This window comes from Cnuibacter physcomitrellae (genome assembly GCF_014640535.1).
GTDB classification, from domain to species: Bacteria; Actinomycetota; Actinomycetes; order Actinomycetales; family Microbacteriaceae; genus Cnuibacter; species Cnuibacter physcomitrellae.
Genome location: NZ_BMHD01000001.1, coordinates 1 through 22,166, shown reverse-complemented (window position 1 = coordinate 22,166; position 22,166 = coordinate 1). Strand labels below are relative to the sequence as shown.

General features: G+C 71.6%; 21 protein-coding genes, 1 tRNA gene and 1 rRNA gene. 3 read left to right on the top strand and 20 right to left on the bottom strand.

The genetic code is table 11. From position 1 onward, the window contains the following. Positions 1 to 96: 96 nt before the first annotated feature. Positions 97 to 1,017, bottom strand: a complete 921-nt coding sequence (locus IEX69_RS00115; protein WP_085019132.1) for an NAD(P)-dependent oxidoreductase — start codon at positions 1,015 to 1,017, stop codon at positions 97 to 99. A gap of 225 nt (positions 1,018 to 1,242) precedes the next feature. Continuing rightward, a tRNA-Pro gene (locus tag IEX69_RS00110) sits at positions 1,243 to 1,316 on the bottom strand. Between the two features lie 277 nt (positions 1,317 to 1,593). On the opposite strand from IEX69_RS00110, the gene IEX69_RS00105 reads away from it, so the two are divergent. The 3 genes from IEX69_RS00105 (at position 1,594) to IEX69_RS00095 (ending at position 4,674) form a co-directional block, all read left to right on the top strand. Further along, positions 1,594 to 2,541, top strand: a complete 948-nt coding sequence (locus tag IEX69_RS00105; protein WP_085019131.1) for an ROK family protein — start codon at positions 1,594 to 1,596, stop codon at positions 2,539 to 2,541. A gap of 191 nt (positions 2,542 to 2,732) precedes the next feature. Continuing rightward, the gene (locus IEX69_RS00100; protein WP_174604418.1) at positions 2,733 to 3,344 is read left to right on the top strand and encodes a TetR/AcrR family transcriptional regulator; all 612 of its coding nucleotides are present in this window, start codon (positions 2,733 to 2,735) and stop codon (positions 3,342 to 3,344) included. A 112-nt stretch (positions 3,345 to 3,456) separates the two neighbouring features. After that, the gene (locus tag IEX69_RS00095) at positions 3,457 to 4,674 is read left to right on the top strand and encodes an LLM class flavin-dependent oxidoreductase (RefSeq protein ID WP_085019129.1); all 1,218 of its coding nucleotides are present in this window, start codon (positions 3,457 to 3,459) and stop codon (positions 4,672 to 4,674) included. Between the two features lie 246 nt (positions 4,675 to 4,920). On the opposite strand, the gene der is transcribed toward IEX69_RS00095, so the two are convergent. The 18 genes from der to rrf all read right to left on the bottom strand — a co-directional run. Further along, positions 4,921 to 6,471 (bottom strand): ribosome biogenesis GTPase Der, encoded by a 1,551-nt coding sequence (gene der / locus IEX69_RS00090; protein ID WP_085019128.1) that lies wholly within the window; start codon positions 6,469 to 6,471, stop codon positions 4,921 to 4,923. Then, on the bottom strand, positions 6,464 to 7,270 hold the full coding sequence (gene cmk / locus IEX69_RS00085) for a (d)CMP kinase (RefSeq protein WP_085019127.1): 807 nt from the start codon (positions 7,268 to 7,270) through the stop codon (positions 6,464 to 6,466). Before cmk ends, der begins: the two co-directional genes overlap by 8 nt. Then, positions 7,267 to 8,349, bottom strand: coding sequence for a prephenate dehydrogenase (locus IEX69_RS00080; RefSeq protein ID WP_188760923.1), 1,083 nt, complete (start codon positions 8,347 to 8,349; stop codon positions 7,267 to 7,269). Before IEX69_RS00080 ends, cmk begins: the two co-directional genes overlap by 4 nt. A 2-nt stretch (positions 8,350 to 8,351) precedes the next feature. Then, positions 8,352 to 9,149 (bottom strand): pseudouridine synthase, encoded by a 798-nt coding sequence (locus IEX69_RS00075; protein ID WP_085019126.1) that lies wholly within the window; start codon positions 9,147 to 9,149, stop codon positions 8,352 to 8,354. Further along, positions 9,146 to 9,763 (bottom strand): SMC-Scp complex subunit ScpB, encoded by a 618-nt coding sequence (scpB, locus tag IEX69_RS00070; RefSeq protein ID WP_085019125.1) that lies wholly within the window; start codon positions 9,761 to 9,763, stop codon positions 9,146 to 9,148. Before scpB ends, IEX69_RS00075 begins: the two co-directional genes overlap by 4 nt. Next, positions 9,753 to 10,586, bottom strand: coding sequence for a segregation and condensation protein A (locus tag IEX69_RS00065; protein ID WP_373284391.1), 834 nt, complete (start codon positions 10,584 to 10,586; stop codon positions 9,753 to 9,755). Before IEX69_RS00065 ends, scpB begins: the two co-directional genes overlap by 11 nt. Next, positions 10,570 to 11,403, bottom strand: a complete 834-nt coding sequence (locus IEX69_RS00060) for a ParA family protein (RefSeq protein ID WP_085021401.1) — start codon at positions 11,401 to 11,403, stop codon at positions 10,570 to 10,572. Before IEX69_RS00060 ends, IEX69_RS00065 begins: the two co-directional genes overlap by 17 nt. Before the next feature lie 183 nt (positions 11,404 to 11,586). Continuing rightward, positions 11,587 to 12,258 carry a deoxyribose-phosphate aldolase gene (gene deoC / locus IEX69_RS00055; RefSeq protein ID WP_085021400.1) on the bottom strand — a complete coding sequence of 224 codons (672 nt, stop codon included), beginning with the start codon at positions 12,256 to 12,258 and terminating at the stop codon, positions 11,587 to 11,589. A 74-nt stretch (positions 12,259 to 12,332) separates the two neighbouring features. Further along, a complete protein-coding gene (xerD, locus tag IEX69_RS00050; RefSeq protein WP_229756178.1) occupies positions 12,333 to 13,271 on the bottom strand; it encodes a site-specific tyrosine recombinase XerD in 939 nt (312 codons plus the stop codon). A gap of 1 nt (position 13,272) precedes the next feature. Further along, positions 13,273 to 13,902, bottom strand: a complete 630-nt coding sequence (locus IEX69_RS00045) for an NUDIX domain-containing protein (protein WP_085021399.1) — start codon at positions 13,900 to 13,902, stop codon at positions 13,273 to 13,275. Next, entirely contained in the window at positions 13,899 to 15,596 is a 1,698-nt protein-coding gene (gene pyrG, locus IEX69_RS00040; RefSeq protein ID WP_085019122.1) for a CTP synthase, read from the bottom strand. Before pyrG ends, IEX69_RS00045 begins: the two co-directional genes overlap by 4 nt. A 55-nt stretch (positions 15,597 to 15,651) precedes the next feature. After that, positions 15,652 to 17,364, bottom strand: coding sequence for a DNA repair protein RecN (recN, locus tag IEX69_RS00035; protein ID WP_085019121.1), 1,713 nt, complete (start codon positions 17,362 to 17,364; stop codon positions 15,652 to 15,654). After that, positions 17,357 to 18,271 carry an NAD kinase gene (locus tag IEX69_RS00030; RefSeq protein WP_085019120.1) on the bottom strand — a complete coding sequence of 305 codons (915 nt, stop codon included), beginning with the start codon at positions 18,269 to 18,271 and terminating at the stop codon, positions 17,357 to 17,359. The genes recN and IEX69_RS00030 overlap by 8 nt, the downstream gene beginning before the upstream one ends. Beyond that, a complete protein-coding gene (locus IEX69_RS00025) occupies positions 18,264 to 19,064 on the bottom strand; it encodes a TlyA family RNA methyltransferase (RefSeq protein ID WP_085021398.1) in 801 nt (266 codons plus the stop codon). Before IEX69_RS00025 ends, IEX69_RS00030 begins: the two co-directional genes overlap by 8 nt. An 11-nt stretch (positions 19,065 to 19,075) precedes the next feature. Further along, positions 19,076 to 19,231, bottom strand: coding sequence for a hypothetical protein (locus IEX69_RS00020; RefSeq protein WP_157127130.1), 156 nt, complete (start codon positions 19,229 to 19,231; stop codon positions 19,076 to 19,078). Between the two features lie 43 nt (positions 19,232 to 19,274). Next, positions 19,275 to 20,291: an HAD-IIA family hydrolase gene (locus IEX69_RS00015; RefSeq protein WP_085019119.1), complete on the bottom strand. Its 1,017-nt coding sequence runs from the start codon at positions 20,289 to 20,291 to the stop codon at positions 19,275 to 19,277. Further along, a complete protein-coding gene (locus IEX69_RS20735) occupies positions 20,260 to 21,987 on the bottom strand; it encodes a hypothetical protein (protein ID WP_174604417.1) in 1,728 nt (575 codons plus the stop codon). Before IEX69_RS20735 ends, IEX69_RS00015 begins: the two co-directional genes overlap by 32 nt. Positions 21,988 to 22,068: 81 nt before the next feature. Then, a 5S ribosomal RNA gene (gene rrf, locus IEX69_RS00005) occupies positions 22,069 to 22,166 on the bottom strand; the annotation flags it as partial.

Sequence of the window (22,166 nt, the reverse complement as noted above, 5' to 3'; positions counted from 1 at the left end):
GCGCGGAGCGTGTCGGCGTCGACGGCGGTGCCGACACGTTCCCGGCGCGGCGGACGCGGCCCGGCGGATCTTCACGCGATGGCCGCACGACGACGTTCAGAGCCCGGGCTCCTCCACGCCCTCACCGGACCCGCGCGCCGAGCTCGCCCTCTCGTCGAGTGCAGCGATCACGCCGATCATGTCGAGCGCCCCGAGGCCCGCCGCCGCGGCCTCCTCGTACAGCTCCCGACTCGCGGTGATGAGCGGATGCGCGGAGCCGGCCGCGCGGGCGGCGTCCTCGGCGAGGACGGCGTTCTTGAGGACGTCGGCGACCGCCGCCTGCGCCGACAGGTCGCCGTCGGTGAGCTTCTGCGCCTTGCCCCGCGAGACGACGGACGCCATGGGCCCGGCGGCCAGTACGTCGCGCAGGACATCCACGTCGGCGCCGGCCTGGGCGGCGAAGTGGAACGTCTCGGCGAGCCCGGTGACCATCGTGACGAGGAACGTGTTGACCGCGAGCTTCATCGTCAACGCGGAGGGGATCTCGCCGCACCGGAACGTCTGCACGCACAGCGCCTCGACGACGGGCTCGACGTGCGCGACGGCCTCGGGGGAACCGGCGAGCATGCCCACGAGCTTCCGCTCGATGGCCGGCCCCCGCGATCCCGACACCGGCGCCTCCACGTACCGCCCGCCCGCCGCCTCGACCTCGTCGGCGAGCGCCCGCGAGAACGAGGTCGTGAACGTCCCCATCTGCACCACGGTGTGATCCTCGACCAGCGTCGTGAACGCGGCCGTTCCCCGTGCGAGCACGGCGTCGACGGCGCCCTCGTCGCGCAGCATGAGGATGACGGTCTCGGCCGCGTCGAACACTCCCCGCACGTCGTCCGCCGCCCGCGCACCCAGCGCGACCAGCTCCGCCACCGGCGCCGCGGCCCGCGCCCACACGACGACGTCGAACCCGTCCTCCACGAGGTTCGTCGCCATGGGCACCCCCATGATCCCGAGGCCGATGAACCCCACCGTCCGCCCGCTCATCCCTCGTCCTCCTCGGTGCTCGATACGCCGGAGACCGGCGTCGATGCTCAGCGTCCCGGCGCTCGTGCTCCGTGCTCTGCTTCCATCATGGGCGACCCCTCCATGTCGCTGAACGCGACCCGCGGGGCCTCCGCGCGGCGTAGGCCCACGTGCAACTCCCGCCTCCAGACAGCGCGCCACAACGACGGAAGGGCCGCCCTGATGGGCGGCCCTTCCGTCGTTCTGTCGGGCTGACAGGATTTGAACCTGCGACCCCTTGACCCCCAGTCAAGTGCGCTACCAAGCTGCGCCACAGCCCGTGACTTTCACCCGACTCTCGCCGGACAACTTGACCATGATAGCGCCTCCGCGAGCCGCTCATCGACACGCGCCGGATGCACGCCCACCGAGCGACGAGATTCGACACCGAGTGTCTCAACACGATAACGACGCGCCGAGGGTGAGCCCCCTCGATTCGAACTCAACCCATGAGTCTGCATAGAATCCCACACGAGATGCGCCGCGGGGATGTACCCGAACGGCCTCCGCGGCGCTCTCCTCACATGTCATCGATGTCATCTGTGATGGAATAGCGCAGTGACGAAGACGCCCCAGCTCGCTCTCGCAGTCGATGTCGGAGGTACGAAGGTCGAGACGGCCCTCGTGCGCGCTGACGCGACCCTCGTCGAGGGAACACGACACCGCCGCCCCACCGGCGCGGGATCCGACGCCGACCAGCTCGCCGCATCCGTCGCCGAGGCCATCCGGGCGACGCTCGCCGAGGCGGAGCGCGCGCACGGCATCACCGCGACCGACCTCGTCGGCGCGGGCGTCGGCAGCGCCGGCCCGATCGACCTCGACCGCGGCGCCGTCTCCCCCATCAACCTCCACGCCTGGCGCGGGTATCCGCTCGCCGACCTCGTCGCCGAGACCAGCGGGCTGCAGACCACCCTCCGCCTTGACGGCACCTGCATCCTCCTCGCCGAGCTGTGGGCCGGGGCCCTCCAGGGCCGCCGCAACGCCATGGGCATGATCGTGTCGACCGGGATCGGCGGGGGCCTCATCCTCGAGGGCAAGCTCATCGCCGGACGCACCGGCAACGCCGGTCACATCGGACAGGTGCAGATCCGCACCCACGAGCAGGCGGGCCGCGACCTCAGCGTCACGCTCGAGGGCGTCGCCTCCGGCACGGCCACCGTCGCGTTCGCGCGGAGCCTCGGCTGGACGGGCGACCGCGGCGAGGACCTCGCCCGCGATTACGCCGAGGGCGACGCCCGCGCCGTCGCCGCGGTCGAGCGCTGCGCCGACGCGATCGGCGAGGCGATCGCGTCCGTCTGCGCCCTCGTCGACCTCGAGGCGGTCGCGATCGGCGGCGGCTTCTCGCGCGTCACGCCCGACCTGTTCGAGCTCATCCGCTCGCGGATCGACGAGGTCGCCCCCTTCCCGACGATCTGCGGCGTCGAGGTCGTCCCCTCCGCCCTCTCCGACGAGGGCCCCCTCATCGGCGCCGCCGGCCTCGTCCACCGCGCCGACCTCCTCCCCTGACCCGTCCTTCCCTCGTTTCGCCACACCCTTGGCCTTTCGCCATCCGCATGCATGTGGCGAAAGGCCACCAGGATGGCGGAACTCCAGAGGGATGGCGGAAGCCACGCGCGCTCGCTGCGAAACCCCTGGAGCCGGCGTGACCCACGAACGAGGTGCTCGCCCCGCACCTCGGCGCACGGCATAATCGAGCAGTGAGCAGCGCTCGACAACGGAACCCCCAGGAGCCCCGGGCGGCCCGCACCTCGCGGGCGTTGCAGGAGGCCCTCTTCACCCTCCTGGCCGAGCACGACCTCGCCGACATCACGGTCTCGCAGCTCTGCCGCGAGGCCGACGTCCACCGCACGACCTTCTACGGGCACTACCCCACCATCGAAGCGTTCGCGTCCGACGTGTTCGCCGACATGCTCGACTCGCTCGCCGACGTCGGCGGCTCGCCCGAGGCCTTCGACGACGTCGACGCGGATGCGGTCTCGAGCGCGTACGACGTCGCCCTCATCGACGAGCTCCAGCACATCCTCGAGAACCGCGCCGTCTACCGCCGCCTCTTCGCCCTCACCAACGACGCCGGCTTCCGCCGGACGTTGAGCAAGCGGATGCGCGCCAGGGCCGACCTCGCCGTCGAGGTCTGGCGGCGCCACGATCTGGCACTGGCCAGCGACCCCGCCGTGCTGGCCGCCCACATCGCCGGCGGCCTGGTGGGCGCCCTCGAGTTGTGGGCCACCTCCGACCGGACGGACGTCGAGGTGTTCGCGGCCGCAGTGGTCGACACGATGCCGCCCTGGTGGCCCCGGGTCAGCCGATGAGGGCGCTGCGAGCCGCCGAGAAGACACCGAGATCCCGTGGGAATACCTAGCCTGCTACCCTGGTTGCAACGAGTACATGCAAATGCATGAATCTGGAGCGAAAGGCTAGACCATGCAGTTCGGGATCTTCACCGTCAGCGATGTGACCACCGACCCCACCACCGGACGCACGCCCGACGACACCGAGCGAGTGAAGTCTCTGCTGACCATCGCGCAGCACGCAGACCAGGCGGGCCTCGACGTCTTCGCGACCGGAGAGCACCACAACCCGCCGTTCGTCGCGTCCTCCCCCACGACCATCCTCGGCTACCTCGCGGGCACGACTGAGAACATCATCCTCTCGACGAGCACCACGCTCATCACGACCAACGACCCGGTGAAGATCGCCGAGGACTACGCCATGCTGCAGGTCATCTCCGACGGCCGCATGGACCTCATGATGGGCCGCGGCAACACCGGCCCCGTCTACCCGTGGTTCGGACAGGACATCCGCAACGGCCTCGAGCTCGCCGTCGAGAACTACGCGCTCCTCCGTCGCCTCTGGGACGAGGAGGTCGTGGACTGGTCGGGCAAGTTCCGCACGCCCCTGCAGGGCTTCACGGCGACCCCGCGTCCGCTCGACGGAGTCGCGCCGTTCGTCTGGCACGGCAGCATCCGCAGCCCGCAGATCGCGGAGCAGGCGGCGTACTACGGCGACGGCTTCTTCCACAACAACATCTTCTGGCCCATCCGGCACACGAAGCAGATGGTGAACTTCTACCGTCAGCGCTTCGAGCACTACGGTCATGGCGCCGCCGACCAGGCGATCGTCGGACTCGGCGGGCAGTTCTTCGCCCGCAAGAACTCGCAGGCCGCGGTCGACGAGTTCCGTCCGTACTTCGACAACGCGCCGGTGTATGGTCACGGCCCGACCCTCGAGGACTTCAGCACCGAGACCCCGCTCACGGTGGGCAGCCCGCAGCAGGTCATCGACCGCTACGCGTCGATGCGCGAGCAGGTCGGCGACTACCAGCGCCAGCTGTTCCTCATCGACCACGCCGGCCTGCCTCTCAAGACGGTGCTCGAGCAGATCGACATCCTCGCCGAGGAGATCGTGCCCGCCCTCCGCAAGGAGAACGAGTCGAAGCGCCCCGCGCACGTGCCCTCGAACCCGCCCACCCACGCCGAGATGGTCGCCGCCGCTCGCGCGAAGGGCGAGCAGCACGAGCACGTCGTGGCCGAGGACCGCTGGACCGGCAAGACCGCCGAGGACGACGCGGAGGCGGCCGCCGCCGCGACTCCCGCCGGCGCCGGCACTCCCGCCCGCCAGGGCGCCGCGTTCGGCCTCTGACCCCGCCCGTCGGCGGCCCGAGGACGGCCGCCGACGCCCGGTCACCGCAGAAAGGTCGCCTGAGAGCGAGCACGCCGCCATATACGGCGCGTGTCAGCTCTCAGGCGACCTTTCTGCGTTTACCCGCGCGTCCGCGGCCCTGCGCCGTCCCGAACTCCCCCGGCCTTGTCCACGTTTCCGTCGCGATCTTCGCGTTTCGCGACGGAAACCTGGACAAAGCCCACCAAGGGGGCAGGACGAGAGACGTCAGCGGCGCGGGCGCTTCTCGCGGACGCGCATGTTCGTGATGATCGGCGTCCCCTGGAAGCCGTACACCTCGCGCAGGCGCCGCTGGATGAAGCGGCGATACCCCGGGTCGAGGAACCCGGTGGTGAACAGCACGAAGGTCGGCGGCCGCGTCGCGGCCTGGGTGCCGAACAGGATGCGGGGCTGCTTGCCCCCGCGGACCGGGTGCGGATGCGCCGCCACCAGCTCGGTGAGGAACGCGTTGAACTTGCCCGTGGGGATCCGGGTGTCCCACGAGTCGAGCGCGGTCTCGAGGGCCGGCACGAGCTTCTCGAGGTGCCGCCCGGTGCGCGCCGAGATGTTGACGCGCGGAGCCCACGTGACGTGGTGGAGGTCCTGCTCGATCTCGCGCTCGAGGTACCGGCGACGCTCGTCGTCGAGCAGGTCCCACTTGTTGAAGGCCAGCACGAGAGCGCGGCCCGACTCGAGGACCAGGTCGATGATGCGGAGGTCCTGCGTGCTGATCGGCTCGGTCACGTCGAGGACGACGACCGCGACCTCCGCCTTCTCGAGCGCGGCGGCCGTGCGGAGCGACGCGTAGAAGTCGGCGCCCTGCTGCAGGTGCACGCGCTTCCGGATGCCGGCCGTGTCGACGAACGTCCACACCTTGCCGGCGAGCTCGATCTGCTCGTCGACCGGGTCGCGCGTGGTGCCCGCGAGCTCGTTGACGACGACGCGCTCCTCGCCCGCCGCCTTGTTGAGCAGCGACGACTTGCCGACGTTCGGCCGACCCAGGATGGCGACGCGCCGGGGCCCGCCCACCTCCTGCTTCGCCACGGCGGACACCTCGGGCATCTTCGCCATGATGACGTCGAGCAGGTCGGCGACGCCGCGGCCGTGCAGGGCCGACACCGGGTAGGGCTCGCCGAGGCCGAGCGACCACAGCGCTGCCGCGTTGGGCTCCTGACGGGTGTCGTCGACCTTGTTCGCCGCGAGGAAGACGGGCTTCTTGGCGCGGCGCAGCAGGCGCACGACGTGCTCGTCGGTCGCGGTGGCGCCCACGTTGGCGTCGACCACGAAGAGGACGACGTCGGCGAGGTCGATCGCGACCTCGGCCTGCGCCGCGACGGCCGCGTCGATGCCGCGGGCGTCGGGCTCCCAGCCGCCGGTGTCGACCAGCGTGAAGCGGCGGCCCGCCCACTCGGCCTTGTACGAGACGCGGTCTCGCGTCACACCGGGCACGTCCTCGACGACGGCCTCGCGGCGGCCGAGGATGCGGTTCACGAGCGCCGACTTGCCGACGTTCGGCCGCCCGACGATCGCGAGCACCGGGAGCGCGGGCAGGAAGAACTGCCCGTCCGGGAAGTCCTCGGTGAGCTCGAGGAGGTCGTAGTCGCCCTCGTCGAGTTCGTACTCTTCGAGCGAGGCGCGCAGGGTGGAGGCGCGCGCCTCGGCGAGCTCGTCGTCGACGTCGGCGAGAGCGCCGACCAGGTCGTCGTCGACTCCGTCGTCGAAGTCCGGTCCGTCGCCGAGGTCCGGGTCAGAGCCGGCCGGGGTGGTGTCGTCAGCCATCGGTTGTCCTTGAGGTCGTGGTCGTCACGAGCTCGACCACCGCAGCCACGGTCTGGTCGAAGTCGAGGTCGGTCGAGTCGAGCGTCGTGACCCCGTCGGCCGCGGTCATGAAGTCGACGACGCGGGAGTCCGCTCGATCGCGGGATCGGAGCGCCTCGCCCACCGCCTCGGGCGATTCGGAGGTCAGCTCCTTCGAGCGACGACCCATTCTAGCCTCTTCGGATGCGGTGAGCAGGATCCGCACCGGCGCATCCGGCGCGACGACGGTGGTGATGTCGCGTCCCTCCACCACGATCCCGTCGAAGGGCGTGGAGCGGATGATGCCCCGGAACCTCCGCGTGAGCCAGTCGCGCACCTCGGGCACGCGGGCGATGAGGCTCACCACCCCGGTCACCCGAGGCTCGCGGATCGCCTGCGTCACGTCGACGTCGCGCACGAGGACGAAGTAGTTGCCGGGGTCGGTCCCGATGGAGAAGTCGAAGGAGTCGAGTCCGGCGACGACGTCGGCGGCGACCGCCGCGTCGATCCCGGAGTCGAGCACCGCCCACGACAGCGCGCGGTAGCAGGCTCCGGTGTCGAGGTAGCCGTAGCCGAGGGCCTCGGCGGCGGCCCGGCTCACGCTCGACTTCCCGCTGCCCGCGGGCCCGTCCACCGCCACCACGACCGGCGTCGGTCCACCGGGCACCGCCGCGGCGCCGTCCGAAGCCGGCACAGAAGCCGAAGCCGGCACCGAGTACGAAGCCGGCACCGAGCCAGAAGCCGAAGCAGAGGCCGAGACCTCTCTCGATCCGTCCGTCATCCCGCGATCCTCCATCCGCGTCGTTGAAGCTCCTCGACCACGGGGTCGAACGCCTCGGGCACGACGAACACCTCCGCCAGACCCACCTGCGCCTCCGGCGAGTGCTCGAGCCGGAGGTCCTCGATGTTGACCCCGATCTCGCCCAGCTCGCCGAACAGCCTGCCGAGCTCTCCCGGCTTGTCGTCCACCATCACGATCATCGACGTGTACCGCCGGTTCTGTCCGTGCTTGCCGGGCAGCCGCGCGACGCCGGCGTTGCCGCCCGCCAGTTGCTCGGCGACCACGCGGCGCGATCCCGGGGCGTCGGGCTCGTCGAGCGCCTCGATCATCTGGTCGAGGTCGTCGCGCAGCTCCCGCAGCACCGACGCGACCTGGCGGCCGTTGGCGCCCAGGATCTGCACCCACAGCGTCGGATCGGACGCCGCGATGCGGGTGAGGTCGCGGATGCCCCCGCCCGCGAGGTCGACCGCCTCGTCGGGAGCCCCGGCGAGACGGCGGGCCATCAGGCTCGACACCACCTGCGGCGCGTGCGAGACGAGCGCGACGGCGGCGTCGTGCGTCTCGGCGTCGAGCTCGATCAGCGTCGCCCCGAGGTCGAGGATCAGGTCGTCGACCGCCGCGGCGGTCTGATACGAGATGGCCGGGTGACCGGCGACCACCCACGGCCGGTTGAGGAAGAGGTCGGCGCGCCCCGCCGTCGGCCCGCCCCGTTCGCGGCCGGCCATCGGGTGGGAGCCGACGTACCGCGTCAGGTCGCCGCCGGCGGCCGCGACGGCGTCGAGGATGGGCTTCTTCACGCTGGCCACGTCGGTGACGATCGCGCCCGGGTACGCCGACAGCTCGCGGACGATCACGTCGGCGGTCACGTCGGGCGGCACGCACACGACGATCAGCTGCGGCTCGTCGAGCTCTCCCGCCGCGCGTCCGGCGCCGTAGTCGATGGCGATGCGCACGTTCGTGGGCGACGCATCCGACAGGATGACGTCGACCCCGCGAGCGCGGAGCCCGAGGGCGATGCTCGTGCCGAGGAGCCCGACTCCGACGACTCGTACCGGACCCGTCAGGCGGCTGTCGACCACACCTACTCCTCGTTCGTCCCGGCTCGCGAGAGACTGAGCAGCTCGCCGACCTCCACCTTAGTCAACTCGCGCATCCCACCCGCCTTGAGGGTGCCGAGGTGCAGCGGCCCGAACGAGCGCCTCACCAGCTCGACGACCGGGTGCCCGACCGCGTCGAGCATCCGGCGCACGATGCGGTTGCGCCCGGAGTGCAGGGTCACCTCGACGATCGAGCGCCCCCGTGCATCCTGGTCGAGGAGTCGGGCGCGGTCGGCCGCGATGGGCCCGTCCTCGAGCTCGATCCCCTTGGTGAGCTGCGCCAGCGTCTGCGGCGTCACGCGCCCCTCCACCTTGGCGATGTAGGTCTTCGCGACCCCGAACGACGGATGCGCGAGCACGTGGGCGAGCTCTCCGTCGTTGGTGAGGATGAGGAGTCCGCTGGTCTCGGCGTCGAGCCGGCCGACGTTGAAGAGCCGCTCCTCGAACTGCGAGGTGAACCGGGTGAGGTCGGGACGACCGCGCTCGTCGGCCAGCGAGCTCACGACGCCGACGGGCTTGTTGAGCATCACATAGCGCTTGCCGGGATCGAGCTGCACGGCGACGCCGTCGACCGCCACCTGGTCGGTGAGCGGGTCGATGCGGGTGCCGAGCTCGGTGACGACCGTGCCGTTGACCTCGACCCGCCCGTCCTGGATCATCTGCTCCGATACGCGCCGCGATGCGACGCCGGCCGCGGCCATCGCCTTCTGCAGGCGCACGCCCTCCTCCGACGGCGAGGAGCCGGACGAGGAGCCGGTAGCGGAACCGGACGACGGGCTCATCGCGCCACCACCTCGTCGAAGCCCGCACTGCCGTCGTCGAGCAGGGGTGCGATCTGCGGCAGGTCCTCGAGCGAGTTCACGCCGAGCTGGGTCAGCAGCAGATCAGTCGTGCCGTAGAGGATCGCCCCCGTCTCGGCCTGCGTCGAGACCTCGGTGATGAGCCCGCGGCTCAACAGGGTCCGGACCACCGAGTCGACGTTCACGGCGCGGATGGAGGCCACCGCTCCCCTGCTGATTGGCTGCTTGTAGGCGATCACGGCGAGCGTCTCGAGCGCCGCCTGCGACAGCTTGGAGGGGTTCTGCGTCAGCACGAAGTCGCTGACGAGGTCGTCCCACTCGCTGCGGACGTACAGGCGCCAGCCACCGCCCACCTCGCGGAGCTCGAAGCCACGACGCACCGTGCCGGGCGCCGTGCCGTCGTAGTCGTCGACCAGGCGCTCGATGGCCTGCCGCACGACGGGCACGGGCCGCGAGATCGCGGTCGCGAGCGCGACGAGGCTCTGCGGCTCGTCGGCGATCATGAGGATCGCCTCGATCGCGCGGTCGACGTCGAGCACGGCCGGCGCCGCGGCGCCCGCTCCGGGCTCGGACGCGTCGAGGTCATCACTTGTCATAGTCGGCTCCCAGGTTGGCCAGGTTCTCGTCCTTCCAGTGCGGCGCGCTCCACCGCAGGGTGAGCTCGCCGAGCGGCTCCAGCTGCTCGAACGTGATCGCCGCATGCCGGTACAGCTCCAGGACGGCGAGGAACCGCGCCACGACCACGCCCTTCTCCACCACACCGGCGATCAGCTCGCGGAAGCTCGTCTGCTCGCCCGACCGCAGCACCGCCACGATGTGCGCCGCCTGCTCGCGGATGCTCACCAGCGGCGCGTGCAGGTGCGCCAGCCCCACGACGGGCGGCTCCTTCGGCGTGAGCGCCAGCACGGCCAGCGCCGCGAAGTCGTCGGGCGTGAGAGTCCACACCAGCTCCGGGGTCCGCGCGCGGTAGCGCTCGTCGAGGCGCACCGACCGAGGACGCCTGGTCGCCTCGGCCTCGAACCCCGCGGCGAACCACTGCGACACCTCCTTGAACGCGCGGTACTGCAGCAGTCGGGCGAACAGCAGGTCGCGGGCCTCGAGGAGGGCGACGTCCTCCGCGTCGACGAGCTCCCCCTGGGGCAGGAGGCCCACGATCTTCAGGTCGAGCAGCGTCGCCGCCACCACGAGGAACTCGGACGCACGGTCGAGCTCCTCAGCCGAGTCGAGGCCCTTGAGGTAGGAGATGAACTCGTCGGTCACCTTCGACAGCGACACCTCGGTGATGTCGAGCTCGTGCTTGGAGATGAGCGAGAGCAGGAGGTCGAACGGGCCCTCGAAGTTGTCGAGGGTCAGGGAGAACCCGGGCGCGGCCGGTTCGTCGAGCGGGATCGGCCGCGAGGGGCTAGGCGACCGCGCCACGGAAGACCAGCTCGCGGGCGAGCTGCTGGTAGGACTTCGCCGCCTGGTGCTCCGGCGCGAACTGCGTGATCGGGCGCGCGGCGACCGTCGCATCCGGGAACTTCACCGTGCGGCCGATGACGGTCTCGAACACCTTGTCGCCGAACGTCTCGACGACGCGCTCGAGCACCTCGCGAGAGTGCAGCGTCCGCGGGTCGTACATCGTGGCGAGGATGCCGTCGAGCGTCAGCGCCGGGTTCAGCCGGTCGGTGACCTTCTCGATGGTCTCGACCAGGAGCGCCACACCGCGGAGCGCGAAGTACTCGCACTCCAACGGGATCAGCACGCCGTGGCTGGCCGTGAGGGCGTTGACCGTGAGCAGGCCGAGCGAGGGCTGGCAGTCGATCAGGATCACGTCGTAGCGGTCGCTGACCTTGCGGAGCACGCGTGCCAGGATCGACTCGCGCGCCACCTCGTTGATGAGGTGCACCTCGGCCGCCGAGAGGTCGATGTTCGCCGGGATGATGTCGAGCCCGGGCACGCTCGTCGGGACGATCGCCTCCGCCGGGTCCTTCACGGTGCCGAGGAGCAGGTCGTAGATGGTGGGCGTGTCGTGGGGGACGACGCCGAGCCCCGCCGACAGCGCACCCTGCGGGTCGAAGTCGACGGCCAGCACGCGGCGGCCGTACTCCGCGAGCGCGGCACCCACGTTCACGCTCGTCGTGGTCTTGCCCACGCCGCCCTTCTGGTTGCAGAGGGCGATGATGCGGGCCGGTCCGTGCGACGACAGAGGCGCCGGCACGGGGAACTCACGGAGGGGACGACCGGTCGGGCCCATCCTGGGCACGTCGGTGCCGGGGAGCGCGTCGGGCCGTGAGCCCTTCGCAGTCGCGTTCTGTGCCGCCACGGGCGATGCTCCTCATCCGCCCCGCCGTGCTCGGCCGGGCTGGAACGATTGTATCGAGGGGGTGCTGTTTCGGGCGCGAGCCCGTCGGCGCTTCGCCGGCTGGGTGTCTCGGGCTCAGTACCCGGAGCCGGACGCCGCCGGTGCGGCACCGCTCAGCACCTGGCGCGACGACGAGACGCCGAGCCGGGTGGCGCCCGCGGCGATCATGCGCTCGGCGTCCTCGGCCGAGCGGATGCCGCCCGACGCCTTCACGCCGAGCTTCCCCTCCACGGTCTTCGCCATGAGGGCGACGGCCTCGACGGAGGCCCCGCCGGCCGGGTGGAAGCCCGTCGAGGTCTTCACGAAGTCGGCCTGCGCCGCCACCGCCGCACGGCTGGCGCCGACGATCTGCTCGTCGGTGAGGGCGGCGGACTCGATGATGACCTTGAGCACCGCGCCGGGGATGGCCTCGCGCACGGCGCGGATGTCGGCCTCGACCGCGTCGAACCGACCCTCGCGAGCGGCGCCCACGTCGATGACCATGTCGACCTCGTCGGCCCCCTGCGCCACCGCGAGCGCGGCCTCGGCGGCCTTCACCGACGAGTGGTGCTTGCCGCTCGGGAACCCGCAGACCACCGCGAGCTTGAGCTGCGACCCCTCCGGGAACGTCAGCGGGAGCATCGACGGCGAGACGCACACGGAGTAGACGCCCAGCTCATCCGCCTCGCGGATGAGGGCGGCCACGTCCTCGCGGGTGGCCTCGGGCTTCAGCAGCGTGTGGTCGATGAGGCGGGCGATCTCGGTCATCCGTCCATTCTCCCAGATCTCCCCGTGGCCGACCTCGGAGAGGATCGTCCCGGGCTGCCTCGGCGCAGCGGGCGTCACCGGGCCCGCGGATGCGCGGTCTGGTACATGTCGATCAGCGAGTCGGCGCTGACGTGCGTGTAGATCTGCGTGGTCGCGACCGAGGAGTGCCCGAGGAGGTCCTGCACCACCCGGACGTCGGCTCCGCCCTGCAGGAGATGCGTCGCGAACGAGTGCCGGAACGTGTGCGGCGACACGTGCGCCTCGAGGTCCGCCTTGCGGGCTGCGGCCTGGATCACCAGCCACGCGCCCTGGCGGGTGAGCCGCTGGCCCCGGATGCCGAGGAAGAGCGCCGGCGTCGCCCGCCCGCGGGTCGAGAACTCGGGCCGCACACGCACGAGGTACGTGTCGAGGGCCTCGCGGGCGTACCGTCCGACCGGCACCAGCCGCTGCTTGCTCCCCTTGCCCGTGACGCGGATGATGTCGCCGCCGTCCACGTCGTCGACGTCGAGCCCCACGAGCTCCGACACCCGGGCGCCGGTGGCGTAGAGCATCTCGAGCAGCGCGCGGTCGCGGATGCCCACCGGCTCGTCGGACGACGGCGCCTGCAGCAGCCGCTCCATCTGCTCGATCGAGATCGCCTTCGGCAGGCGCATCCCGAGCTTGGGCGGCCGCACCTCACGCGTCACGTCGGCCTCGACGGCGCCCTCCTCGGCGAGGTACCGGTGCAGGGCTCGCACCGACGACAGGATGCGCGCCACGGACGCGGCGCTGAGCGTGCCGCCCTCGGGCGTACGGAGCCACTGGGCGAAGAGCCCCACGTCGCTCTCGGAGACGTCTCCGGGCGCGGCGATGCCCGCTCCGGCGAGCCACTCGCGATAGCGGAGGAGGTCGCGCCGGTACGCCGTGACCGTGTTCGCCGCGAGGCCCCGCTCCACGGTGATGTGCCGCAGGAAGCCGTCGACCGCCCGGTCGAACCCGAGCGCCGGGCTCGCGGCCGGCACGGCGCCGGACACGTCAGCCGCGCCTGTCCTCGAACGCCGGCCACGGAGCATCCGCGGGACGCAGCGTGGACCAGTCACGGCGACGCGCGGCGTCGAGCGCGAGCACGCCGACGACCAGCGACGGGTTCTGGACCCGGCTCGCGAGCACGGCGTCGAGGACGTCCTCCAGCGGGTGCCAGGCGAGCTCCATGTCGGCCTCCTCGCCCTCCCTGGCGAACGCCTCACCAGTCGGCGAGAGCGATCGGGCGAGGAAGACGCGGATGACCTCGTTGTTCCCGCCGGGGCTCGTGACGTAGTCGGACAGCACGTGCCACTCGTCGGCCTTGAGGTCGGCCTCCTCGCTCAGCTCGCGCTGGGCGGCGTGAAGCGGCGACTCCCCGGGCTCGTCGAGCAGGCCCGCCGGCGGCTCCCACTCGCGCGTGCGGATGGGATGGCGGTACTGCTTGATCAGGAGCACCCGGTCGCGCTCGTCGAGGGCGATGATCGCCACCGCACCGGTGTGGTCGACGTAGTCGCGGCGGAGCGTCGACCCGCCGTACTCGAACTCATCGCTGCGCACATCCCAGACATGGCCGTGGAAGACGAGCTCACTCGACGTGACGCGAGCCGGGTCGGGGGTGTCGGTCAGCTCGTCCACGATCAGGCGTCCTGGACCGGGAACAGGCGGGTCGACTCCTGGCGGTCGAGCGCGGCGCCGACGAGGCCGCGGAACAGCGGATGCGGGCGGCTCGGCCGTGAGCGGAGCTCGGGGTGCGCCTGGGTGGCGACGTAGTAGGGGTGCACGTCGCGCGGCAGCTCGACGTACTCCACCAGATGCCCGTCGGGCGAGGTGCCGGAGAACCACAGGCCGGCCTCGGCGATCTGCTCGCGGTAGGCGTTGTTCACCTCGTAGCGGTGACGGTGGCGCTCCGACGCGGCGGGCGCTCCGTAGACCTCCTCGACGATGGAGCCCTCGGCGAGCTTCGCCTCGTAGAGACCGAGGCGCATGGTGCCCCCGAGGTCTCCGCCGGCGATGATGTCGACCTGCTCGGCCATGGTGGCGATCACCGGGAACTCGGTGTCGGGGTCGAACTCGCTCGACGACGCCCCCTCGAGGCCCGCGACGTTCCGGGCGTACTCGATGACCATGCACTGGAGGCCGAGGCACAGGCCGAGCGCGGGGATGCCGTTCTCCCGCGCGAATCGCAGCGCTCCGAGCTTGCCCTCGATGCCACGGACGCCGAAGCCGCCGGGGACGCAGATCCCGTCGACGTCACCGAGCTCCCGCGCGGCGCCCTCGGGCGTCTGGCACTCGTCGGAGGGGATCCACTTGATCTTCACCTTGGTGCTCTGCGCGAAGCCGCCGGCGCGCAGCGCCTCGGTCACCGAGAGGTAGGCGTCGGGCAGGTCGATGTACTTGCCGACCAGGCCGATCGTGACCTCGTGCTTGGGCTCGTGGACCGCGGTGAGGACCGGCTCCCAGCGGCTCCAGTCGACGTCGCCGGCCTCGAGGTCGAGGTGATCGATGATGTACGCGTCCAGGCCCTGGTCGTGCAGCATGCGCGGGATGTCGTAGATGCTCGGCACGTCGACCGCGTTGACGACGCCCTCGACGTCGACGTCGCACATGAGGGCGATCTTCCGCTTGTTGCCCTCGGACACCGGCCGGTCGCTGCGCAGCACGAGCGCATCCGGCTGGATGCCGATGGAGCGGAGCGCGGCGACGGAGTGCTGCGTGGGCTTGGTCTTCTGCTCGCCCGAGGCGTTCATGTAGGGCACCAGCGAGACGTGCACGAAGAACACGTTCTTGCGGCCGAGCTCGTGGCGCACCTGGCGGGCCGACTCGATGAACGGCTGGCTCTCGATGTCGCCGACGGTGCCGCCGATCTCGGTGATGATCACGTCGGGCGCGTCGTCGGTGACGGCCTGCAGGCGCATCCGCCGCTTGATCTCGTCGGTGATGTGCGGGATGACCTGAACGGTGTCACCGAGGTACTCGCCGCGGCGCTCCTTCGCGATCACGCTGGAGTAGATCTGACCCGTCGTGACGTTCGCCGCCTGGCTGAGGTCGATGTCGAGGAAGCGCTCGTAGTGGCCGATGTCGAGGTCGGTCTCGGCGCCGTCGTCGGTGACGAACACCTCGCCGTGCTGGAACGGGTTCATGGTGCCCGGATCGACGTTGAGATACGGGTCGAGCTTCTGCATCACGACGCGCAGACCCCGCGCGGTGAGGAGGTTGCCGAGGCTCGCGGCGGTGAGCCCCTTGCCGAGGCTGGAGACGACACCCCCCGTGACGAAGATGTGCTTCGTCAGCGTCGGTCGGTTCTTCGAGCTGCCCGTGTCGAGATCGTCTTCCACGGGGTTCCATCCTAACAGTCGGTCGAGGGGGTCAGGGCGTCCGCAGGTCCGTGTCTCACCCGGCGAGGGAGCGTGCCGTGTCGATGAGCTCGGAGGCGTGCGCGAGCCCGGATTCGGAGTCGGGCAGGCCCGAGAGCAGCCGTGCCATCTCTGCGAGGCGCTCGTCGCCCTCGAGGCGGCGGACGTTGCTGGCGGTGATCGGCCCGTCGGAGTCCTTCTCGACCCGGAGGTGGTTGGTCGCGAACGCCGCCACCTGAGCCAGGTGGGTGACGACGATGACCTGCGAGGTCCGGGCCAGCTCGGCGAGCCGGCGGCCGATCTCGATCGCCGCCGCTCCTCCGACGCCGGCGTCGACCTCGTCGAAGACGAAGGTGGGCACCGGATCGGCCTCGGCGAGCACGACCTCGATCGCCAGCATCACCCGCGACAGCTCTCCGCCCGACGCGCCCTTGCCGAGAGCCCGCGGCTCGGTGCCCTGGTGGGACTGGAGGAGGAACGAGATGACGTCCTTCCCGCTCGACCCCGGCTCCTCGCGCTCGGTCACCTCGACCACGAGACGGGAGGCGCCCATCGCGAGCGCGCCGAGCTCCTCCGACACGCGCTCGCCGAGGAGCGCGGCGGCGCGGCGGCGCTCCTCCGACAGCACGGCGGCACGGCGATCGAGCTCGGCGACCTCGTCGTCCACGAGCGACGACAGCTGCTCGATGCGGTCGCTGTCGCCGTCGAGCTCGAGCAGCCGCGGCTGCCCCTCCTCGGCGAAGCGGAGGACATCGTCGAGCTCCGGCCCGTACTTGCGCTGCAGCGCCGTCAGCTGCGCGCGGCGCTCCTGGATGCGGTCGAGCTCTCCCGGATCGTCGGTCTCGAGCGCGGTGGCGTAGCTGGCGAGCTGGGTCGACAGGTCGGAGAGCAGGTAGCTCGCCGAGTCGAGGCCCTCGACGATCGGGGCCAGGGCGGAGTCGTGCTCGACCACGTGAGAGAGGCTGCGGCGCGCCGAGTCGATGAGCGAGACCACATCGGGTCGCTCGTCGAAGGCGTCGCTCGACAGGGCGTCCCGCGCCGACGTAGCCGCCACGCGCAGGTCCTCGACGTTCGTGAGGCGGCCCGCGACGTCGGCGAGCCGGACGTCCTCGCCCGGTTCCGGGGCGACGGCCTCGATCTCGTCGAGCGCCTCGCGCAGCTGCTCCGCCTCGCGGAGGCGCGCGGCGCGTTCGGCGACCAGCGTCTCCAGCTCGGCGCTGTGGGCCTGCCAGCTGCCCCACACCTCACGGTAGGAGGCGAGCGCCGTGGCGAGCGAGGCGCCACCGAACGCGTCGAGCGCCTCACGCTGGGCGCTCTGACCGCGCAGGCGCAGCTGATCGGACTGCCCGTGCACCACGATGAGACGCTCCGCGAGGTCGCCGAGCACCCCGACGGGCGCGGACCGCCCGCCGACGACGGCACGGCTGCGTCCCTCGGCGGCGACCGAGCGTGACATCAGCAGCTCGCCGACTCCCCCGCCCGCGGACTCGACGTCGCCGCCGGCCTCGCGCACGCGCTCGGCGACGGGACCCTCCTCCGGGACGAGGAGCCGTCCTTCGACCCACGCCTGCGCCGCACCCGAGCGGACGGTGCCGCTGTCGGCGCGCGCGCCGAACAGCAGCCCGAGGGCGGTCACCACCATGGTCTTGCCCGCTCCGGTCTCACCCGTCACGGCGGTGAAGCCGGGGCCGAGCGGGAGCACGGCCTCGTCGATCACGCCGAGGTCGCGGATCGCGATCTCCTCAATCACGGTCGACCGGACCCCTCCAGCCGTTCACCGGCAGATCGAACTTGCGCACGAGCCGGTCGGTGAAGGGCGCCTCGTGCAGGCGCGCGAGCCGCACGGGGATCGCCGAGCGGCGGACGACGACGCGCGCGCGCCGCGGCAGCTCCTCCATGCGGCGTCCGTCGCTCCACAGCACGGCGCCGCCCTGGGTGCGGTCGAGCACCTCGACGGCGAGAGCCGAGTCGGGCCCCACCACGAGCGGGCGGGCGAAGAGCGCGTGCGCCGACAGCGGCACCAGGAGGAGCGCGTCCACGCTCGGCCACACGATCGGGCCACCCGCGGAGAACGAGTACGCGGTCGAGCCGGTGGGGGTCGACATCACGATGCCGTCGCAGCCGAAGCTCGACAGCGGACGCCCGTCGACCTCGACGACGACCTCGAGCATCCGCTCGCGACTGGCCTTCTCGACCGTCACCTCGTTGAGCGCCCACGACTCGTAGACGACCTCGGAGTCGACCTTCACCCGGACCGACAGCGTCGCGCGCTCCTCGACCTGGTAGTCGCGGCGGAGCGCGGTCTCCACGGTGTCGACGAGGTCCTCGCGCTCGGCCTCCGCGAGGAAGCCCACGTGTCCGAGGTTGACGCCCAGGATCGGCACGGGCGTGCCGCGCACGAGCTCGGCGGCCCGCAGGATGGTGCCGTCACCGCCCAGCACGATGACGAGCTCGATGTCCTCCACGGCCACGCCGTGACCGATCACCACGCACGGCCCGAGTCGCTCGAGGGCATCGCTGTGGGCATCGTCTCCGAACGGCGAGATGACGGGGACCACACCCGCGTCGCGGAGGAGGCCGACGACCTGCTCGGCCGCCTCGATCGACTCCTCGCGGCCGGTGTGGAGCACCACGAGGAAGTAGCGTGCGTCAGCCACGGGCTGCTCCTGTCAACTCGTTCACGGTGTCCATCCATTCTGTCGGATGCGTCCCCGCCCCGCGGCTGAACCTCACGAGGTACTCACGGTTCCCCGCGCCGCCGGCGATGGGCGACTCGATCAGCCCCGCGGTGCGCAGGCCGAGGTCGTGCGCCGCCCAGAGGACCCCGGCGACGGCGTCGGCACGCAGCGCGGCGTCGCGCACGATGCCCTCGCGCACCCCGGTGCGCCCCACCTCGAACTGGGGCTTCACCAGCAGCACGAGATCGGCGTCGGGTGTGGCGAGCGCGAGCAACGGCTCGAGCAGCTGGGTCAGGGAGATGAACGACAGGTCGCCCACGACGAGCGAGGGCCGCTCCTGCACCCGGGAGGATGCGGCGAGCTGCTCGGCGGTGGCGTAGCGCAGGTTGACTCCGGGGAGGTCGCTCACCCGCTCGTCGCGACGCAGGATCGGGTCGAGCTGGCCGGTGCCCACGTCGACCGCGAGGACGTGACGGGCGCCGCGCTCGAGGAGCACCTGGGTGAACCCGCCCGTCGACGCGCCGGCGTCGAGCACCACCCGTCCGGCCGGGTCGACCCCGAACGCGTCGAGCGCGGCGATGAGCTTGTGCGCGCCCCGGCTGACGTAGTGGTCGACGCCGTCGACCGTGACCAGGTCGTCGTCGTCCACCGGATGCGAGGCCTTCAGCACCGGAGTGCCTCCCACCCGGACGTATCCGTCGGCGATGAGCCGCGCGGCCTGCGTGCGGGAGCGCGCGAGCCCGCGGGACGCCAGTGCGGCATCGAGACGCATCGACACCGTGATCAGCCGTCTGCGCGCGCGTCGCCGCCCTCGAGGCGGGCCGAGAGCTGGTCGTGGAGCTGACCGTAGGCGGCGGCACGCTGGTCGAGCGGCTGCTCCTCGATCACCTTGAGGCGCGACAGAAGCGAGCGGCTCTCGTCGGGGTCGTCCATCGTCACCCGTCCAGGCTACCCCGGCCCGCCGACGTGGCCCCGGATCCGCTCAGCTGTAGAGGCGCGAGTCGACGTCGAGCACGTGGATGCTGATGCCCGAGCCCCAGATGACCGCGCACCCCGCGCGCACGAGGTCGAGAGGAGAGGCACCCTCCTTGACCACGGCGATGCGCTGGCCGTCACGCTGCACGACGGAGCCGCCCACCGTGGCCCTCAGGCCGTCCTTCGACAGCTGCACCGCCGGGTACGGCGCGAAGAGCTCGCGCAGGTCGCCGAGGATGTAGTCGGGACGCGAGTCGGCGGGGGCGGCGAGCAGCTGCTTCGCGCGATCGATCCCCGTCATCACGTGGACCGCCCGGATCCCGGCCCGCTTCGCACCCAGGATGTCGGTGTCGAGCCGGTCGCCGATGAACATCGGCGTCGTCGCGCCGAACCGGGCCACCGCGGCCTCGAAGATGGGCGTCTCGGGCTTGCCCGCGACGACGGGCATCCGACCCGTGGCGGTGTGCACCGCCGACACGAGCGTGCCATTGCCCGGCGCGATGCCGCCCTTCACCGGGATGGTCCAGTCGGTGTTCGTGGCGACCCAGGGGATCCCCGTGCTCACCGCGAAGCTCGCCTGGGCGAGCTGCTTCCAGCCCACCTCCGGCGCGAAGCCCTGCACGACGGCGGAGGGCTCGTCGGCCGCCTCGCTCACGACGGAGAAGCCGGCCTTCTCGACCTCGCTGGTGAGCCCCACCCCGCCGACGACCAGGATGCGCGACCCCGGTTCCACGAGACCGGTCAGGATGCCCATCGCGGCCTGCGGAGACGTCACGACGTCGTGCGGGGCGACGGTGAGGCCGAAGCCCGAGAGCTGCTCCGCGACCTGCGCGTCGGTCCGGGACGCGTTGTTCGTGATGTAGCCCACGGTGACACCCGAGGCCTGCGCCCGCGACAGAGACTCGGCCGCGAACGGGATCGCATCCGGCCCCTGGTAGACGACCCCGTCGAGGTCGGCCAGGACGACGTCGACGCCGTCGAGCGGCGTCGCCTCAGTCGTCGAGCTCCGGCTGAACAGTCCCATCGGTCTCCTCTTCGGTCTCCGCGTCGAGCTCGTCTGCGAACTCCGCTTCGATCTCCTCTTCGAACACATCGACCGTATCGTCTTCGCCGGTGAGGGCGCGCTCGGCCGTCTCGGCCCGCTCGCGCCACTGGTCTGCCTCGCCCTCGCGGCCGAGCTCCTCGAGCACCTCCGCGTAGGCGTGGAAGAGGTCGGGGCTCCAGCTGTACGCCATGTTCGGATCCAGCTGCGGGATCTCCAGCTCGTGGAGCGCTCCCTCGGCGTCGCCCAGGTCGAGCCGGGCTCCGGACATCGCGATCGCGACGGCGACCTGCGCCGTCGTGCTGAGCGTCGACCGATCGACCGACCGGCCCTCCTCGAGCGCCTTGTCGGGCCTGCCCAGCCCGCGTTCGCTGTCGATCATCAAGGCGAGCTGCTCGTTCGAGCCGGACAGCCGACGGTACGTGCGCAGCTCGCGCAGCGCCATGGCGTACTCCCCGATGCTGTAGGCGGTGATCGCCACGGTCTCACGGACGACCGCGATGCGGCCGGCCCGGCGCGAGGCGGAGATCGCGTGCCGGTGCGCCAGCTGCGGATCCTCCTCGATGAGGCGGCCCGTCATGACCAGGTGGCGCGCCACAGCCTCGGCGTTCTCCTTGTTCAGCGTCTTCAGCTCGTTGCGAGCGACGTTGTCGAGGTCGCGGGGCGTGACGTCGTCCGGGATCTCGGGATCGTCGTGACGGGTACGCACGGAACGGAGCGCCCGCGCCTCGAGCTCGGCCTCGGTCAGCTCACGGGGTTCGAAGCGCGAGGCGCTGCGGTCACCGCGGGCGGGGTTGCCGCCTCGAGTCCACAGCCGCTGCTCGTCGCGTCCGCCACGACCGCGGTCACCGCCGGGACGCCCCTGTCCCTCGCGCGGTGCGCGGTCACGATCGCCGTAGCTCGGGCGGCGCTCACCGTCGCGGGGACGCCGGTCACCGTATCCCCCACGCCCCTGGCCATCGCGCGATCCGCGGTCCCGATCGCCATAGCTCGGACGGCCCTGACCCTCACGCGACCCGCGGCCCTGCCCCTCACGCGACCCGCGGTCGCGATCGCCGTAGCTCGAGCGACCCTGACCCTCACGCGACCCGCGGTCGCGGTCACCATAGCTCGGACGGCCCTGACCCTCACGCGACCCGCGGTCGCGGTCACCATAGCTCGGACGCCCCTGCCGCTCACGAGGGCCACGGTCGCCGTAGCTGGGACGGCCCTCGCCGTCACGCGGTCGCCGGTCGCCGTAGCCGCCCCGTCCCTGGCCGTCACGCGGCCCGCGGTCGCGGTCGCCGTAGCTCGGACGTCGGTCGCCGTCGCGCGGTCGCCGATCGCCATAGCCGCCCCGACCCTGGCCGTCACGCGACCCGCGGTCGCGGTCGCCGTAGCTCGGACGGCCCTCGCCGTCGCGGGGACGCCGATCCGAGTCACCCGGCCGGCCCTCCCCGTCGCGCGAACGACGCTGAGCGGAGCCTGCGCCGAAGCGCGGCTTCGACGCCGCCGACGGTCGTCCTGTGGCGGGGCGCCCTCTCGAGGGACGCGAGTCATCGCCTGCGGAGTCCGAACGGCCCTGCCGCCCTGACGCCGGACGCTTGTCGTCGCGCGCCTGACGGGCCCGCTCCGGAGGGACGGAGTGCCTGCGCTTCGAGCCGTCGCCCTCGGCGGGCTCGGTGGTGTCCTCGGCCATGCGCATGTCCTCCTGTTGCCCTCGAACGGGCCCTTAAACGTGAATGGCCACCCAGCTCTGGGTGGCCATTCAACGAAGTAAGTCCGGCGGTGTCCTACTCTCCCACAGGGTCGCCCCTGCAGTACCATCGGCGCTGAGAGGCTTAGCTTCCGGGTTCGGAATGTTGCCGGGCGTTTCCC

Bases quoted from the DNA above. Each gene is read 5' to 3' on its own strand.
- IEX69_RS00025 (WP_085021398.1), bottom strand. From the start codon at position 19,064: ATGCGTCTCGATGCCGCACTGGCGTCCCGCGGGCTCGCGCGCTCCCGC.
- scpB (WP_085019125.1), bottom strand. From the start codon at position 9,763: ATGACAAGTGATGACCTCGACGCGTCCGAGCCCGGAGCGGGCGCCGCG.
- IEX69_RS00060 (WP_085021401.1), bottom strand. From the start codon at position 11,403: ATGGGCCCGACCGGTCGTCCCCTCCGTGAGTTCCCCGTGCCGGCGCCT.
- IEX69_RS00075 (WP_085019126.1), bottom strand. From the start codon at position 9,149: ATGAGCCCGTCGTCCGGTTCCGCTACCGGCTCCTCGTCCGGCTCCTCG.
- IEX69_RS00115 (WP_085019132.1), bottom strand. From the start codon at position 1,017: ATGAGCGGGCGGACGGTGGGGTTCATCGGCCTCGGGATCATGGGGGTG.
- IEX69_RS20735 (WP_174604417.1), bottom strand. From the start codon at position 21,987: ATGGCCGAGGACACCACCGAGCCCGCCGAGGGCGACGGCTCGAAGCGC.
- IEX69_RS00015 (WP_085019119.1), bottom strand. From the start codon at position 20,291: ATGGGACTGTTCAGCCGGAGCTCGACGACTGAGGCGACGCCGCTCGAC.
- deoC (WP_085021400.1), bottom strand. From the start codon at position 12,258: ATGACCGAGATCGCCCGCCTCATCGACCACACGCTGCTGAAGCCCGAG.
- der (WP_085019128.1), bottom strand. From the start codon at position 6,471: ATGGCTGACGACACCACCCCGGCCGGCTCTGACCCGGACCTCGGCGAC.
- IEX69_RS00095 (WP_085019129.1), top strand. From the start codon at position 3,457: ATGCAGTTCGGGATCTTCACCGTCAGCGATGTGACCACCGACCCCACC.
- cmk (WP_085019127.1), bottom strand. From the start codon at position 7,270: ATGACGGACGGATCGAGAGAGGTCTCGGCCTCTGCTTCGGCTTCTGGC.